The 15373-nt window shown below is 69.8% G+C and carries 11 protein-coding genes; 6 read left to right on the forward strand and 5 right to left on the reverse strand.

Annotated elements, in window-relative coordinates:
- The first annotated feature begins 24 nt into the window (after positions 1 to 24).
- Genes ABFX55_RS30925 through ABFX55_RS30935 form a run of 3 tightly spaced genes read left to right on the forward strand, consistent with a single transcriptional unit; the run spans position 25 to position 3747 of the window.
- Positions 25 to 1596, forward strand: coding sequence for a glycosyltransferase family 2 protein (locus tag ABFX55_RS30925; RefSeq protein WP_346126241.1), 1572 nt, complete (start codon positions 25 to 27; stop codon positions 1594 to 1596).
- Entirely contained in the window at positions 1571 to 2701 is a 1131-nt protein-coding gene (locus tag ABFX55_RS30930; protein WP_346126242.1) for a CDP-glycerol glycerophosphotransferase family protein, read from the forward strand. Before ABFX55_RS30925 ends, ABFX55_RS30930 begins: the two co-directional genes overlap by 26 nt.
- Positions 2698 to 3747 (forward strand): glycosyltransferase, encoded by a 1050-nt coding sequence (locus tag ABFX55_RS30935; RefSeq protein ID WP_346126243.1) that lies wholly within the window; start codon positions 2698 to 2700, stop codon positions 3745 to 3747. The genes ABFX55_RS30930 and ABFX55_RS30935 overlap by 4 nt, the downstream gene beginning before the upstream one ends.
- On the opposite strand, the gene ABFX55_RS30940 is transcribed toward ABFX55_RS30935, so the two are convergent.
- From ABFX55_RS30940 to ABFX55_RS30960, 5 genes are all read right to left on the reverse strand, one after another.
- Positions 3732 to 4778 carry a sulfotransferase family protein gene (locus ABFX55_RS30940; RefSeq protein WP_346126244.1) on the reverse strand — a complete coding sequence of 349 codons (1047 nt, stop codon included), beginning with the start codon at positions 4776 to 4778 and terminating at the stop codon, positions 3732 to 3734. The genes ABFX55_RS30935 and ABFX55_RS30940 overlap by 16 nt on opposite strands.
- Positions 4771 to 5592 (reverse strand): CDP-alcohol phosphatidyltransferase family protein, encoded by an 822-nt coding sequence (locus ABFX55_RS30945; protein WP_346126245.1) that lies wholly within the window; start codon positions 5590 to 5592, stop codon positions 4771 to 4773. The genes ABFX55_RS30940 and ABFX55_RS30945 overlap by 8 nt, the downstream gene beginning before the upstream one ends.
- A 123-nt stretch (positions 5593 to 5715) precedes the next feature.
- The gene (locus ABFX55_RS30950) at positions 5716 to 9156 is read right to left on the reverse strand and encodes a bifunctional glycosyltransferase/CDP-glycerol:glycerophosphate glycerophosphotransferase (protein ID WP_346126246.1); all 3441 of its coding nucleotides are present in this window, start codon (positions 9154 to 9156) and stop codon (positions 5716 to 5718) included.
- A gap of 28 nt (positions 9157 to 9184) precedes the next feature.
- Positions 9185 to 9355: a hypothetical protein gene (locus tag ABFX55_RS30955; protein ID WP_346126247.1), complete on the reverse strand. Its 171-nt coding sequence runs from the start codon at positions 9353 to 9355 to the stop codon at positions 9185 to 9187.
- A gap of 282 nt (positions 9356 to 9637) precedes the next feature.
- Entirely contained in the window at positions 9638 to 10333 is a 696-nt protein-coding gene (locus tag ABFX55_RS30960; protein WP_346126248.1) for a class I SAM-dependent methyltransferase, read from the reverse strand.
- Between the two features lie 293 nt (positions 10334 to 10626).
- On the opposite strand from ABFX55_RS30960, the gene ABFX55_RS30965 reads away from it, so the two are divergent.
- The 3 genes from ABFX55_RS30965 to ABFX55_RS30975 are packed head-to-tail and all read left to right on the forward strand — an operon-like array spanning position 10627 to position 15300.
- Complete coding sequence (locus tag ABFX55_RS30965) at positions 10627 to 11685, forward strand: DegT/DnrJ/EryC1/StrS family aminotransferase (RefSeq protein WP_346126249.1); 1059 nt, start codon at positions 10627 to 10629, stop codon at positions 11683 to 11685.
- Positions 11682 to 12713, forward strand: coding sequence for a Gfo/Idh/MocA family oxidoreductase (locus ABFX55_RS30970; protein ID WP_346126250.1), 1032 nt, complete (start codon positions 11682 to 11684; stop codon positions 12711 to 12713). The genes ABFX55_RS30965 and ABFX55_RS30970 overlap by 4 nt, the downstream gene beginning before the upstream one ends.
- Position 12714: 1 nt before the next feature.
- Complete coding sequence (locus ABFX55_RS30975) at positions 12715 to 15300, forward strand: glycosyltransferase (RefSeq protein ID WP_346126251.1); 2586 nt, start codon at positions 12715 to 12717, stop codon at positions 15298 to 15300.
- The last annotated feature ends 73 nt before the right edge of the window (positions 15301 to 15373 follow it).

The following is a 15373-nucleotide window of genomic DNA, read 5'->3' on the forward strand; positions in this document are numbered from 1 at the left end:
TCGAGATCTCGGGGGAGAACAGGCATGCCGGAGTGCACCGTTGTCGTGATCGCCTACAACGACGCCGACCGCCTGCCGAGGGCCGTGCGTTCCGCGCTCGACCAGACCCTCCACGACCTCGAAGTAGTCATCTCCGACGACGCGAGCACCGACGACACGCCGAGGGTCGCCGCCGAGCTCATGCGCGCCGACCCCCGCGTGCGCTACGTGCGGCGGGCGGTCAACTCGGGCGGCTGCGGCGCGCCGCGCAACGAGGGGCTCGACGCGGCGCTGTCACCGTACGTCCTGTTCCTGGACAGTGACGACACCCTGCCCAGGCACGCGTGCAAGAGCCTGCTGACCGAGATCGAGCGGACGGGGGCCGACTTCGTCTCGGGGCAGATCTCCAGGGTGTTCGAGCCTGGCGGGCGGCGGCAGCGGTACTACCCCTACTTGTTCAGGAAGCGGAGGGTCGTCGAGGGGATCCGCGAGGAGCCGGAGCTCTTCCTCGACTGCTTCTGCACCAACAAGCTCTTCGACGTGGAGTTCCTGCGCCGCAACGCGCTGCGCTTCCCCGAGGACATCCACTACGAGGACCACGTCTTCGGCGCCGAGATGTACGCCGTGTCGCGCAGGTTCGCGGTGGTGCCGTGGGTGGTCTACCACTGGCACAGGGCGCCGGCGACCGGCTCCATCTCGCTGAGCATCAAGGAGATGGACAACGTCCGCCACAGGATGGAGGCCGCCAGGCGCAGCGACGACATCCTGCGCGCGCACGGGTGCGACGACCTCGTCCCCGACAGGCAGCGCCGCTTCCTGCGCCAGGACCTGCGGGTCTACCTCAACCCGATGCCCTCGCGCGACCTGCTCTGGGCCAAGGAGTTCGCCTCGGTCGTCAGGCCGTACCTGGAGCAGGTGCCGGAGGAGGTGATGGATGGGATCGACCCGATGGTCAAGGTCTGCTGCCATCTGATCCTCTCCGACAGGATCGAGGAGCTGAGGGTGGCGGCCAGGTCGCTGAACGGCCCCATGGCTCCGCCGCGCGTGGCGACCGTGCGCGACGGGCGCACCTACTGGGGCCCCACGCCCTCCCCCGGCCTGGACATCACCAGGCTGCGCATGGCCGAGCTGCCCTACACCGCCTCCAGGCTGCGGCACGAGGTGGTCGAGGCCGTGGGACAGGGCACGCGGCTGCGGCTGTCCGTCCGCACCTACGACCCCTTCGGCGTGCTGCGCGACTGGACGGCCTCTCTCAGGTGCGGGGGGCATCAGCGTGCCGATGGAGGTGCGCCCGTCGGCCGAGGGCGGCTACGAGAGCGAGGTCACCGTCGACCTGGCGAAGCTGCGCGGGCGCTGCGACCCGCGCATCGCCTTCACCAGGCCCGACGGGCTGACCACCTCCGACCGGCTGATGGCCGACCCCACCATGGAGGCGATCGACCTCGACCACGTGCGCGTCACGGCCGAGGGCCCGGCCGGGCTGCTGCGCCTGAGCCCGAAGCGCACCCCTCATGTGGCGCTGGCCAGGGTCAAGCGCTCCGTCCTCAGGAAGCTGAGCAACCCGAAGATCAAGCTGAAGGTGTACAAGGCGTTGATCAGGGTAGTCCCGCCGCGTAGGGATCTCGCGCTGTTCGAGGCCGACTGCGGTAAGGGATACACCGGCAGCCCGCGCGCCGTCTATGAGGAGGTACGGCGCCGCGGGCTGCCGGTGAGCGCGGTCTGGTCGGTCGCCCGCGGACGCGTCTCCTTCCCGCGAGACGCCGCCCTGGTACGGCGCGGCAGCTGGCGATACGTCTGGACCATGGCCCGCGCGGGCATCTGGGTCGACAGCCACGGCTTCCCCCTCGACTACCCCAAGCCGCGCGGCACCCGCTACCTGCAGACCTGGCACGGCCAGGGCATCAAGTCGATCGGCTTCGACGCCCCCGACCTGCGCGCCGACTTCCCCGGACCGCGCGAGCAGTGGCGTAGGGCCGTCGCCAGGTGGGACGCGCTCATCTCCCCCAGCGCCGAGTTCTCCCGCTACTTCGTGCCCGCCCTCGGCTACTCGGGCCCCGTCCTGCGGTACGGCTCGCCGCGCTGCGACGCCCTGGTGCACGGCAGGGTTCCCGCCGGGCTGCGCGAGCGCCTGGAGATCCCGCCCGACCGCAGGATCCTGCTCTACGCGCCCACCTACCGCGACGGTGCCAAGAGCTCGGGCATCTCGGTCAGGGTCGACCTGGAGGCGCTGGCCGACGCGCTGGCCGAGGAGTGGGTGCTGCTGCTGCGCATGCACCCGGTCGAACGCTTCAGGGTGCCCCAGCACGTGCGCCACTTCGTCAGGCCCGTGGGGTCGTACTCGGAGATCAACGACCTGATGCTGCTGTCCGACGCGCTGCTGACGGACTACTCCTCCGTGATGTGCGACTACGCGGTGACGGGCAAGCCGATGCTGTTCTTCATCGACGACTGGGACGAGTACCGGCTGACCGAGCGCGGCGTCAACACCGACCTGCCCGCCATCGCGCCGGGGCCGTGCGTCACCACCGACGCCGAGCTGATCGAGTGCCTGAGGAACCTGCCCGCCGTCCACGCCTCCTTCGCCGACAAGTACGCCGCCTTCCACCGGTTGTGGTGCGAGGACGAGCGCGGCGACGCCTCCGCCAGGGTGGTGGAAACGTTCTTCTCGGCGCCGCCGACCCCAGGGGTCCCCTCGCGGCCCTTCCTGCGGGGGGCGCGGTGAACAGATCGCTGGTCTTCGCGTGCATGGACGCCGACACGCTCGGCGGGATCCAGCAGGTCACCCACACCCTCGCCCAGGGGCTGGCGGGCCGCGGGTACGACGTGCACGTGATCGGCCTGCACAGGGCTGCCGACCCGTTCCGCTACGTCTCAAGGCCGCTCTACCGGCAGCACGTGATCAACAGGTCGTCGCGGCCCTCCCGCTTCGAGAGGCGCAGGCTGGACAGGGTGCTCGGGCAGATCGGGCCGGGCTTCGCCGTCCTCACCTCGCCAGGGGTGGTGTCGCGCCTGTCAGGGCGGCTGCCTGGCAGGATGCGGCTGATCGGGCAGTACCACGGCTCCTACGCCCACGCTCGCATCTGCTCGCACCTGGGCGCCATCAGGCGGCACTACGGAGAGCTCGACCAGGCGGTCTTCCTCAGCGAGGACGACGCGTGGCTGTTCTCCGAGCACGCGCTGCTGCCCAACACGTGGTCGCTGCCCAACCCGCTGACGATCTGGCCCGGCGCAGTCTCCTCGCTGGAGGCGCACAGGGTGCTGGGTGTGGGAAGGCTGGCGGGCGTCAAGCGGTTCGACCGGCTGATCAGCGCCTTCGCCATGGCCTCGGCGCCGCCTTGGGAGCTCCACCTGATCGGCGACGGCCCCGAGGACGAGCGGCTGCGCTCGCACGCCCGCCGCGAGGGCGTCGAGGACAGGGTGGTGTTCAGAGGGCGCCTGCCGGCCTCCGGCATGACGCGGGAGTACCTGGCCGCCTCGATCGTCGCGCTGTCGAGCGAGCACGAGGGACTGCCTCTGGTGATGCTGGAGTCGGCCGCGCACGGGGTGCCCTCGGTCGCCTTCGACGTCTCGGGCGGCGTGCGCTCCACCGGCGGGCTCCTGGCCCCTCCAGGTGACGTGGCCGCCTTCGCCGACAGGCTTGGCACGCTGATGCGCTCATACGACGAGCGGCGGCGCCTCGGCGCCGCCGCTCGGGTCAGGGCCGAGACGTTCGGACTCGAACGCGTCCTCGACCGCTGGGAACAGCTCTTCGCTCACATGACGCGCTGAGGCAGCTCCGACTCGGCGCGCTGCTGCGGAAGCCCGGCCAGCGCGAGCTGTCCCGAGGTCAGCAGCGCGGGAACGGGGCCCTGCTCGCGCAGCCTGTTGATGCGGTCGCGCATGAGCTTGCGCATGCGCGACCCACGCCGCTTCTGCATGGTCTTCTGGAACCTCAGCATGTGCTCCTTGGCGGCCTTCGGCGCGCCCGACAGCTCGTAGCCGTGGTCCTCGAGCCTGTCACCGAGCGCCTGCTCGGCCAGCCTGATCTCCCAGCTGTCCAGGCGCTTGGCCCAGCTGCCCACCCGCGCCCTGGTGACCTCGCCGTGCGTGTTGCTGTGCCACACCTTGTGGACCGGCACCGCATGGCTGGCGGCCTCGCGCGGCGAGCACATCGCGGGGTCGTAGTCCTCGTCGAGGAAGTGGCAGAGCTTCTTCAGCTCCGTCGACGGGTCGTCGGTCAGGTCCTCGTAGCGCAGCTCGTAGTAGCTGTCCTCGGACATCGTCCTGCGGAGCCTCTTGCCCGCGTCGATCGCCTCGGCCCACGTGGAGATGGCGTGGAAGGAGTTGAGCGTGTACCAGGGCATCTCCTTCAGGGAGGCGACGCAGTCGCGGCCGTCCCTGATGAGGTGGATGAACTGCGCGTCGGGGAAGAGCCTGGTCAGCATGTCCACCTGCTTGACGTAGCTCGGACGCTTGTCGCCCCACCTGGGCTTGCCGAAGCGGTCGGAGTACATCCTGAACGTGGTGCCGACCACCGAGCCGAGCGAGCCGGGGCCCTCGACCACCTGCCGGATGTAGTCGTCCTTGTCGATGCCGAGCTCGCGGAACTTCGTGCTGCGGTCGCCTGCGATGTACTCGGCAAGGGCGCGGCGCTTGTCCGCGAGCCGCATGTCGCCGAACGTGCGGCGCTTGTAGTAGACGGGGACCAGGAACCTGGTCTCCGGCGGCACCGCGAGCCTGGGATGCGAGCTCAGCATGAGCTGCAGCATCGTGGTGCCCGAGCGTGGACAGCCAATGACGAATACCGGCCTGTCAGACATTTGGTGAACCCCCGATTAGCGCGTGCTCTCGACTCTCCAGCGGCTTGGGGACCGCGGCGTTGCGGCGAGTGAAGAGCCACATCCGATAGACAAGGAAGATCTCGTTGGCCAGGAGCAGGATGCTGGCGACCGCCGTCACAGGGATCAGCGCCGCCTGCCCGATCAGCGGCGCCACCACGAAGACCGCCGCGTGGAACTCGATACCGCTGATCAGGTGAGACCTGACCCTGCGGCGGGCCAGGGACCGGTTGAACCGCCGAAGCGGGCCCCTCGACCGCTTCGGCCCTGGCACGCGCGGCGCCGGCGGCACCTCCGTGGACGTGGGCGCGAGCCCTTCCCTGATCGTCTCCCTGACCCGCTTCATCTGCGGTGCGTTGACGTACCTGAACAGGTCGAGGACGGCCACCGTCGCGCCCAGCAGGATGAAGTCGACGCTTCCCGTGGCCGCGTACTGGCCGTAGGCCAGTCCCGCGGCGCAGCAGACCACCCTGATCCTGTCGCCCACGTAGTCGAGCCACAGGCCGAACGGTGTCCCCGTGCCCTTCAACCTGGCGATCTTGCCGTCAACGCAGTCGATCATGAAGCTCAGGTAGAAGAGCACCGCGCCCGCGGCGAGCTGGTTGACCCCCAGGCACACCGCCGACCCCATGCCCAGGATCAGAGAGAAGACCGTGAGCCCGTTGGGTGTGATCGCTGTGTGGTTGGCCACGAGCATCGCGACCCGGCAGGCGGCCGGGTCCACGAAGTACACGGTCCACCAGGAGTCTCTCCGCTTGCGTGTCGCGTAGACGTCATCGAGCGAATAGGTCCTCATGGATTCCAGCATGGCGACGGGGTGTTGCCCTTCGATTACTCTCTGGAACTATTGGAGAATGTCCATGCCGCTTCTTGACTCTCTCCCCACCTGGCATTGCCTAGGTAGATCGATTGGGGCCTTCTATCCGAACATTCCGGTCGAGATGATGCGGTCCACCACTCTCTCGGAGGCCCTGCCGTCGTCGTGCGGGCAGTAGGCGTCCACGAAGGATTTGTACTTGCCCGCGAACGTGTCTTCGACGTCCCTGAGGCCCGCTATCGCCTCGATCACCTGGTCCGACTCCTCCACGATCGGCCCAGGAGCCTCGGCCTCGAAGTCGAAGTAGAAGCCGCGCGCCTCGTCCCTGTAGTTCGCGAGGTCATAGGTGAAGAAGATCATCGGTCGGCCCGTGTTGCAGTAGTCGAACATCGCCGAGGAATAGTCGGTGACCAGCACGTCGGAGATCAGGTAGAGCTCCGCGATGTCGGGATAGTGGGTGACGTCGATCGCGAAGTTCCCCTCGGGGAAGGCGGGTCTGTCGGTCACCAGGTAGTGGGCGCGCACCAGGAAGACGTGGTCGTCCCCCAGCGCCTGCCTGGCGCGCTCGAGGTCGAGCTCCAACTGGAAGAGCCGCTTGCCCACCCCCACGTGCTGGTCGTCACGCCAGGTGGGCGCGTAGAGCACCACCTTCTTGCCGGGCTCGATGCCGAGACGCCTGCGCACGGCCTGCGCGCGCTCCTCGCGGTCGGCCGCCTTCAGCAGGTCGTTGCGGGGGTAGCCCACCTCCAGGACCTCGCCTCCGTAGTCGTAGGCGCGGCGCATGATGGTCGTGGCGAAGGCGCTGGGCGAGACCAGGAAGTCCCACAGCGGCACGTCCTCCTTGATCCACTTGAAGGTCTCCGCCCGCCTGAACGGCGTGACCTTCAGGTCGTAGCCGAGCTTCTTGAGCGGGGTCCCGTGCCAGGTCTGCATGTACAGCTGGCCCGCGGGCTTGCCCGGGATCTCCCGCTGCGACCAGTTGCTGACGACGAGCCCCGCGGAGCTGCGGACCTCGTGGTGGCGGCGGGAGCCCTTCATGACCACCTCGGCGCCCTCGGGCGTGGCGAACTGTCCGTCCCTGGAGACCCACACCAGCTCCGCGCCGACGTCACGGCGGCGCAACTCCTCGAAGACGGCCCTGGGGTTGCAGGAGAACTGCCTGCCCTCGTAACTGTCGAAGAGCACGATGTCGCGCTTCAGCGGCAGGGAGCCGGTCCTCTCACGCAGCAGGCGCTGGGCGTACCTGCCGCGCTCGTCGGGGCCCAGCGCCACGCGTGAGCGCAGCGCGAGCGCCTCCCCCTCCTGAGAGGTCACGCAGAAGTCGTGCGATCCCGCGACGCGATACTCCGACAGCGTGCCGATCGTGGTGGGCTTCACTCTGAGGGGGACGACCCCGTCCTCGACCTCCATGAGGAGATCCCACAACCCGCTCGCCAGCGGGAGCTCCCCGCCCTGCGACGGCAGCTCCGCCACCGGCAGCCGCGCGTGGAAGCGAGCGCCCACCCACTCGAGCGGCACCGTCCTGGTCTCCGTCGAACGGCGGCGGCACACCAGCAGCCTCCCGGGCCGCGCGTCCTGGACGTGCTCACCGGACAGGACGAGGCGGCCCTCGGCGTCCCATTCGAGCGTGTCGACGATCGGGCGCGTCTCACGCCAGATGGCGGCCAGGAAGCCGTACCTCGTCACCTCCACCGCCAGCTCGGCGCCCGACGGCGTGATCCACCGCGCCGACACCCCGTCGGGACTCGCCAGGCGCGAGGACGCGCCGCCCGCGGCCACGACGATCTCCCAGCGCGGATCGTCGCCGTGCGGGTCCCGGAGCAGCGACTCGTAGGGGATCACGACGTCGAAGGCGCCCTCGGCGTCCAGCTCGACGGGGATGGCCAGGTCGCCGGCGCCGCTCAGGATGACCTCGGCCGCGCCGCCAGAACGCGAGCCGATCCTGCAGCTCAGCTCGAATCCCGACGCGCCCGCCACGGCCTGGTCCACCACGGCCACAGGGGTGCTCATCCTGATCTGGAAGCGCTGCCCCCTCGTCCTCGGCGGGACGCGCATCCGCAGGTCGCTGTCGAGCCACACGTCGACATGGCCGTGGACGGGGCCCGAGATCCTGCTCGACCGCTGGAGCCCGTGCGACTCCACCGTGATCCAGAGCTCCCAGTTCCCCGGTCTGCGCAGGAGCCGATCGCCGAAGTTGATCCGCGCCCTGAAACCCGACCAGTCGTAGCAGACCGCGGCGTGCCCTGCTCTGGCCGTCACGTCGGGGCGGGCGACCCGCTCGCTCGTCAGCTCGATCACGTCAGTGGTCTTCGCGTTGCGCAGCTCCAGCCGCAGCTCCGACGAGTCCGGGTCGGTCATCTCCAGCCGGTCGATGTAGGCGAACCCCTCGATCGCCAGGCCGCCCTCCTCCCAGCAGGCCCTGTCGACCCTGGTGTGGAGCTCCAGCTCCTCGTCGACCTCGTACAGCCTGGCCGGCACCTTCACCTTGCGGTTGCCGAAGAAGGGATAGGTCAGGTACAGCTTCGGACGGAAGATCCCCTTGCGGACTCCCTTCACCGCCGGCAGGCCCTCGCGCTCGAGGCCGAAGACCTCGCGCAGCGCGTCGACCCTGCGCTGGCGCGCCAGATACAGCTTGACCCGGTCCGCGACGGGCAGCGCCATGAGCAGGTCCAAATCGGCGGAGGCGAGGAAGGGCCGCACCCGGTCGAGCGCCGCCTCGCGCTCGTCCTCCTGCATCGAGGTGACCGCCTCGACGGCGATCATCACGTCCGCCTCGAGCACCTGCGTGTCGAGCCCGGGCAGGAGTTCGGGCAGATGGGCGGCCACGACCGAGCGCAGTTCCTCCAGCGCGTCGAAACGGGCCCGCAGGTTGCTGAGCTCCGCGCGGTTCTGCGTCGTGGACAGCTCTCCGCGGTCGCGCCTGCGCCACAGGTAGACGACGTCGTCGAGGACGTCGACCGTCTCCGCGTGCACGTGGGCGGCCACGGCGAGCGCGACGTCCTCGTAGATGCCGGCGGGGAAGCGGAAGCCCCTGGACTCCCAGAACGAGCGCCGGTACACCTTGTTCCACACCGTGCGGTCGCGCAGCAGTTGAGGGTGGTGGCGCACGTGCGTGCGCTGCACCGCCGGAGGCAGGGCCTTGTCGTGCAGCCACGAGGGCACCTCCTGGCCCCCCGACAGGCGGCGCACGGCACCGCAGGCGAGGTCGGAGCCCGTGCTCTCCAGGGACCCGACCAGCGCCTCGTAGGCGCCGGCCGGCACGATGTCGTCGCCGTCGGCGAAGGTCAGGTATCTGCCCGCGACCCGGTCGAGCCCCGCGTTGCGGGCCAGGCCAGGACCGCGGTTCTCCTGCTGTATCAGCTGGAACCTGCTGTCCCTCGCCACCCTGGCCTTCGCGATGACGGCGCTGTTGTCGGTGGAGCCGTCGTCGACCAGGAAGACCTCGATGTCGGAAAGCGTCTGCGTGGCAATGGATTCCAGACATTCGTCGAGATAGTGCTCCACGTTGCAGAAGGGCACAACGATGCTCAAGATCGTGGACATGCGGACACTCCTCAGGGAAATGACATGACTACTGTGGGTAACATCGGGTGGTCCGGTGGCAGGCCACCGGGTCACCGATCCAGACATGCGCGGACGGCACGGGGAACGGCCCGCCGGGCGCCGCGAGCGTGACCCGGACGACGGCCGAACGCACGCCGCCGAAGGCGAGGGCCGCCCGGGCGACGGCCTCGAGATCCACGCCGCGAACCCTTTTCGCACCCCCGGAGTGGCATCGCGTGAATGCCGGGAACGGCCTCGGCGAATTCGGTGTTGCCGTCGCCGGCAATAGTGCTACGCCATCCGGATGCGAAACGGCACTGCTGAAAAGAATGGCGGGATCGAATGCGTCCGAAAAGCTTCGGCCCATTACCGGGGACCGGAACGACGACATTCACGGTGACCGGCTCCGCGAATGGACGGACCAGGCCGGCGGCATGGGCAGGGGAAACCATGTTCATCCGTGATCCTCACTTTCGCGGCGTCAATGCGAGCGCGCTTCGGCCATCAGGGAGATTCCCGGCAGGCGGCCGACAGGGAGAATCCGCTCCGACCACACGACCGCGCCGAGCACGCCGTTCACCAGTGGAGACGGCTCCTCCAGGCCGCGACAGGCGGCCTTGCGCCCGCGCCACCGGAGGGCCGGCCGCAGCAGCACGTTCCAGCTCCACATCCGCTCGATCGTGAGTCCGGCGTCGAGCAGGAGCATGGACAGGGAGTCCCTGGTGTAGCGGCGCTCACGGCCGAGGGCGACGTCGCTCGCCGACCACAGGCGCATGTCGCACGGCACGGCGATCAGCGCGGTGCCGCCGGACCTCAGCAGCCTGTTGATCTCGGTGGCCGCCGCCGCGTCGTCGTCGATGTGCTCGAGCACGTCGAAGGCGACGACCAGGTCGAACTCGTCCGAGGGCAGGGGCAGGTTCCTGATGTCACCCCACATCGCCTCCACGCCCCTGGACCTGGCGTGGTCGACCGCCGCCTCCGAGCAGTCGACGGCGAGGGCCTGCCAACCGTGATCGACGAGAACCCGCGTGTTGCCGCCGCCCGCCGCCCCGAGATCCACCGCACGACCGGGCGTGCCGAGGCGGCGCAACCGCCGGGCGAGGAGGGCCCGTCGCTCGCGGTGCCACCAGTTGCGGTCTTCGAGACGCATCGCCCGGTCGATTTCGACGGCATCCATCTTTACTCCCTGTAGCCGCTTCTCGTCCTCGGCATTCTGGTCGCGTCACCGGCTGCGGACGTCTCGTTGAACAGCAGCAGGAATCAATCCTGGCAGTTCTTTACCTGACGGGATCGGCCATCGGCGAAGGGAGTCAACGCCGGGCAAATTTATGTCCACCGAAAGGCAACGGCACCGGGCTCGGCGAGCGCTGGGTTTACAGTCGCTCTCTGGTTCCAAGCCATTTATCCGCTCGGACGGGGAGTGCCCCTGTGCATAATCGGCAAACGGCGCCAATTCCACTTGCACAGCCTGTGATCGGCGAGGCGGAAATAGCGGCGGCCGTGCGCGTGCTACGCAGCGGCCGGGTCGTCCAGGGCCCAGAGGTGGCCGCCTTCGAGCACGAGTTCTCCTCCATGGTCGCGGACAGGCACTGCGTCGCCGTCAACTCGGGCACCTCGGCACTGCACCTGACCCTCATGGCGCTGGGCATCGGCCCGGCCGACGAGGTCATCGTGCCCTCGTTCACCTTCGCCGCCACCGCCAACGCGGTGCGGCTCGTCGGCGCCGATCCGGTCTTCGCCGACATCGACCCCGCCACCTACTGCCTGGCGCCCGACGCGGTCGCAGCGGCGATCAGCCCGCGCACCGCGGCCATCATGCCCGTCCACCTGTACGGTCACCCCGCCCCCATGGACGACCTCCAGGCCCTCGCCGACCGGCACGGCCTGGCCATCGTCGAGGACGCGTGCCAGGCCCACGGCGCGGCGCTGGACGGCAAGCCCGCGGGCTCCTTCGGCGCGGCAGGCTGCTTCAGCTTCTATCCGACCAAGAACATGCACGCCCTGGAGGGCGGCATGATCGCCACCGCCGACGCGAACCTGGCCCGCAGGCTCCGTCTCCTGCGCAACCAGGGCATGGAGGCGCGCTACGCCAACGAGATCGTCGGCGCGAACCTGCGCATGACCGACGTGGCCGCCGCCATCGGCAGGGTGCAGCTCGAGCAGCTGCCCGGGTGGACGGAGCAGCGCGTCAGGAACGCCAAGAGTCTCGACGCGCGCATCACCGCGCTGCCGACGCCCTTCGTGGCCGACGGCGCGACGCACGTCTACCACCAGTACACGCTGCGCGTGCCCGGCGAGCGCGACCGCTTCCAGCAGCGGCTGTCGGAGCTGGGCGTGGGCAGCGCGGTCTACTACCTGACCCCCGTCCACCGGCTGAGGCCGTACCTGCCCGAGCACGGGCACCTGGCGCTCCCCGAGACCGAGTGCGCGGTCGCCGAGGTGGTGTCGCTGCCGGTCCACCCGTCGCTCACGCCCGCCCAGCTCGACCGCGTCGCCGAGGCGGTCAACGAGGCGGGGAGCCTGCTGTGAGCCGAGGAAGGACGCTGCGCGCCGGGCTGATCGGGCTCGGCGCGATGGGGCGCCACCACGCCCGCGTGCTGTCGGGGCTGGAAGGCGTGTGCCTGGCCGGCGTCAGCGACCCGCTGGCCTCGAAGATCGCGCCCTTCCACGGCGTCCCCCTCCTCACCGACCTCGACGACCTGCTCACCCTCGGCATCGACTACGCCGTGGTGGCCACGCCCACGGCCACGCACGAGGAGGTCGGCCTGCGCCTGGCCGCGGCGGGCGTCTGCGCCCTGATCGAGAAGCCGCTGGCGCACACGGTCGACGCCGCGGACCGGCTCGTGACGGCCTTCCGTTCACGAGGGCTGGTGGCCGCGGTGGGTCACATCGAGCGCTTCAACCCCGCGCTGCTCAGCCTCCGCGACAGGCTGGAGGCGGGAGAGCTCGGCGAGGTGTTCCAGGTCGCCACCCGCCGCCAGGGCCCCTTCCCCAACCGGATCACCGACGTCGGCGTGGTCAAGGACCTGGCCACCCACGACATCGACCTCACGAGCTGGGTCACGGGACAGGACTACCTGTCGGTGTCGGCCCGCACGATCTCCAGGAGCGGGCGGGCCTACGAGGACATGGTGGCCGTCGTCGGCCAGCTCGAACGGTCGGCCGTCGCCAACCACCTGGTCAACTGGCTGAGCCCGCTCAAGGAGCGCTCCACGATCGTCACGGGCGACCTCGGGTGCTTCGTGGCCGACACCCTCACCGCCGACCTCACCTTCTACTCCAACGGGACCGGTCACACCGAGTGGGAGGCGCTGAGCGCCTTCAGGGGCGTCTCCGAGGGAGACATGATCCGCTACGCCATCCTCAAGCGGGAGCCCCTCCAGGTCGAGCACGAGCGGTTCCGCGACGCGGTGCTCGGCCTGCCCGCCGACATCGTGACGCTCGACAACGGCCTTCGCACGGTGGCGGTGTCCATCGCGGTGCTGCGCTCCGCCCACGAGGGCGTGACCGTGCACCTGAGCGGCCACCACCGCCTCGAGACACAGAAAGCGCACTGACATGCCATCACCTGCCGCCCGGCCCCGGCTCGCCGTCATCGTGGGCAACGCCATCACCGGTGACTCCAGAGTCCAGAAGACCGCCCTCGCCGCGGCCCGCGACGGGTGGGAGGTCACGCTCGTCGGGCGGGCCGCCGGTGGTGAGACCGAATACTCGTCGTTCGGTCCCGTACGGGTCATCAGAGTCGCCGTCGACAACGTCATGCGTAAGCACGCGTGGGTGAAGCGCCAGCGGCGAGGCCCGCGCGCCAGAATCACACAGTGGGGCCTGCCCGACGAGAGGGCCTTGGCCCGCTACCGGACGGCGCACCGGGTCTGGGTCAGGGAGCAGCGCGCCCACATCGGCTGGACCTACAGCGCGGGAGCGAGCGGAGCCCTGTCCCGCCACACCAGGCGGCTGTGGATCCGCCTGGGCAGGCACGTCCACCAGGCGCGCGTCCGCGCCTTCAGGTGGGAGCGCAGGCGCAACCGCAGGAAGCACACGCCGGTCGGCGAGTGGCGCAGGGACATGCCCGAGCTCATCGACCTCGAGCTGGCCTTCGGGGCGGTCCTCGACGACCTGCGGCCCCATGTGATCCACGCCAACGACATCACCATGATCGGCGTGGCCGCCCAGAGCGCCGCGCGGTTGCGCTCGCGCGGGATCACCTGCCGGTGGCTCTACGACGCCCACGAGTACGTCAGGGGCGCGGACTGGCACACGGAGCTCAGGACGAGCGCCTATCACGACCTCGAGCGGCAGTTCATCGGCAGGGCGGACGCCGTCGTCACGGTCTCTCCCGAGATCGCCGAGGTGCTGCGGCAGCAGTATCACCTGCCCTCCACGCCGCTGGTCGTGCGCAACACGCCGATCAGAGAGGCCGTCGGCCGTGGTGAGAGCTCCGCCAGCGTCCGCGCCGCCTGCGGTCTCGGCCCCGACACGCCCCTGCTCGTCTACTCGGGCTGGATGGACAGGGACCGCAGTGTCGACACGGCCGTCGCCTCGCTGACCTCGCTGCCGAACGTCCATCTGGCGATCGTGTCGGGGCGCAAGAACGCGGTGCTCAGGGAGCTGCTGGAGCTCGCCGAGCGGATCGGCGTCAGGGATCGCGTCCATGTGGTCCCCTACGTGCCGCAGGCCGACGTCGCCGACTACCTCTCCACCGCCGACCTGGGTCTGATCTGCTCGAAGCGGCTGCCGAACCACGAGATGTCGCTGCCGACCAAGCTGGCGGAGTACCTGCACGCGGGGCTCGCGCTGGTGGTCAGCGACGTGCGCACCGTCGCCACCTACGTCAACGCCCACGGGGTGGGCGAGGTCTTCTCCTCGGGAGACGTGCCCGCCTTCGCCGCCGCCGTACGGCGTGGCCTGTCGAGGAAGAAGGAGCTGGCCGAGAACATCTCCGAGGCCATCCTCAAGGAGCTGTCGTGGGAGTACCAGTGCTCGATCCTGCTGCAGCTCTACCGCGACCTGTCGGGTCTCACCCCGCCCCCGCCCTCCTCGGTCGTGCCGTGGGACGCGCGTGAGCGGATGGGGAGCGTGACGGACGGCGGCTGGACCCCGCTCCGCGCCACCCCGATCAGGCTCGGCCTCGGCCCCGCGAACCACGCGGGCCAGCTGGCCGCCTTCGCGCAGGCCATCAGCAAGGAGCGCGGCGACGTCTCGATGGAGGTGGTGATGCTGAAGCGTCCCGACTCTCCCTTCGACTATCCCGCCGACCACTACCTCGACCCCGCTGCCTTCGGGCGCAGGGAGACGCAGATCGCGCAGATCCAGCGGACCCTCGGCCGCTACACCCACCTGCTGGCCGACGCCTTCCTGCCGATCCTGGGCAGGCTCAACGGCGAGCACGTGGACGGCGACCTGCCCGCGCTGCGCAGGGCGGGCATCAAGGTCGCGCTCCTCGCCCACGGCAGCGAGGTCCGCCACCCCCTGCGGCACATGGAACGGCACGAGCACTCGCTGTTCCACGACGCCCCCGAGGAGGTGGTGAGGCGGCTCACCGCGGTCACCGAGCACAACCACAGGATCGCGAGGGAGTGCGGGCTGCCCGTCTTCGTGACCACACCCGATCTCCTGGACGACCTGCCACAGGCGATATGGGCGCCGCTGGTCGTGGACGTGAACGCCTGGGCCTGCGACGCGCCCGTGATGCGCAGAAGCAGGCCCAAGGTGCTCCACGCGCCGTCCAAGCGGTGGACCAAGGGGACCGCGCGTATCCTTCCCGCGCTCACCGGCCTGCACGAGCGTGGCGTCATCGACTTCCAGCTGGCCGAGAACGTCTCCTGGTCACAGATGCGCGCGCTGGTGCGGGAGGCCGACATCGTGGTCGACCAGTTCGCCATCGGCAGCTACGGCACCTTCGCCTGCGAGGGGATGGCAGCGGGCAAGCCCGTGATGGCCTACCTGTCAGAGAGCGCCTACGGCGGCGGCGTGCCCGTGCCGCCCATCGTCAACGCCACCGTGGACACGATCGGCGCCGCCATGGAGCGCCTGCTGGACGACAGGGACGCCACGGCGCGGATCGGGGTCGAGTCCGCGGCCTTCGCCCGCGCCTACCATGACGGCGCCCAGACCGTCAGGGCCCTGGCGGGGTTCCTTCGGTGACCGCCGGATCGGCGCGCCGCGAGCAGCGACGCCACCTTCACCGCCGTGTCGCCCGTGCCGAAGGACGGCCGAG

Origin of the sequence: Nonomuraea roseola (assembly GCF_039535395.1) — a bacterium.
GTDB classification, from domain to species: Bacteria; Actinomycetota; Actinomycetes; order Streptosporangiales; family Streptosporangiaceae; genus Nonomuraea; species Nonomuraea roseola.

Excerpts from the sequence above, each read along its gene's own strand:
- ABFX55_RS30925 (WP_346126241.1), top strand. The coding sequence starts at position 25 with ATGCCGGAGTGCACCGTTGTCGTGATCGCCTACAACGACGCCGACCGC.
- ABFX55_RS30940 (WP_346126244.1), bottom strand. The coding sequence starts at position 4,778 with ATGTCTGACAGGCCGGTATTCGTCATTGGCTGTCCACGCTCGGGCACC.
- ABFX55_RS30945 (WP_346126245.1), bottom strand. The coding sequence starts at position 5,592 with ATGAGGACCTATTCGCTCGATGACGTCTACGCGACACGCAAGCGGAGA.
- ABFX55_RS30950 (WP_346126246.1), bottom strand. The coding sequence starts at position 9,156 with ATGTCCACGATCTTGAGCATCGTTGTGCCCTTCTGCAACGTGGAGCAC.
- ABFX55_RS30960 (WP_346126248.1), bottom strand. The coding sequence starts at position 10,333 with ATGGATGCCGTCGAAATCGACCGGGCGATGCGTCTCGAAGACCGCAAC.
- ABFX55_RS30975 (WP_346126251.1), top strand. The coding sequence starts at position 12,715 with ATGCCATCACCTGCCGCCCGGCCCCGGCTCGCCGTCATCGTGGGCAAC.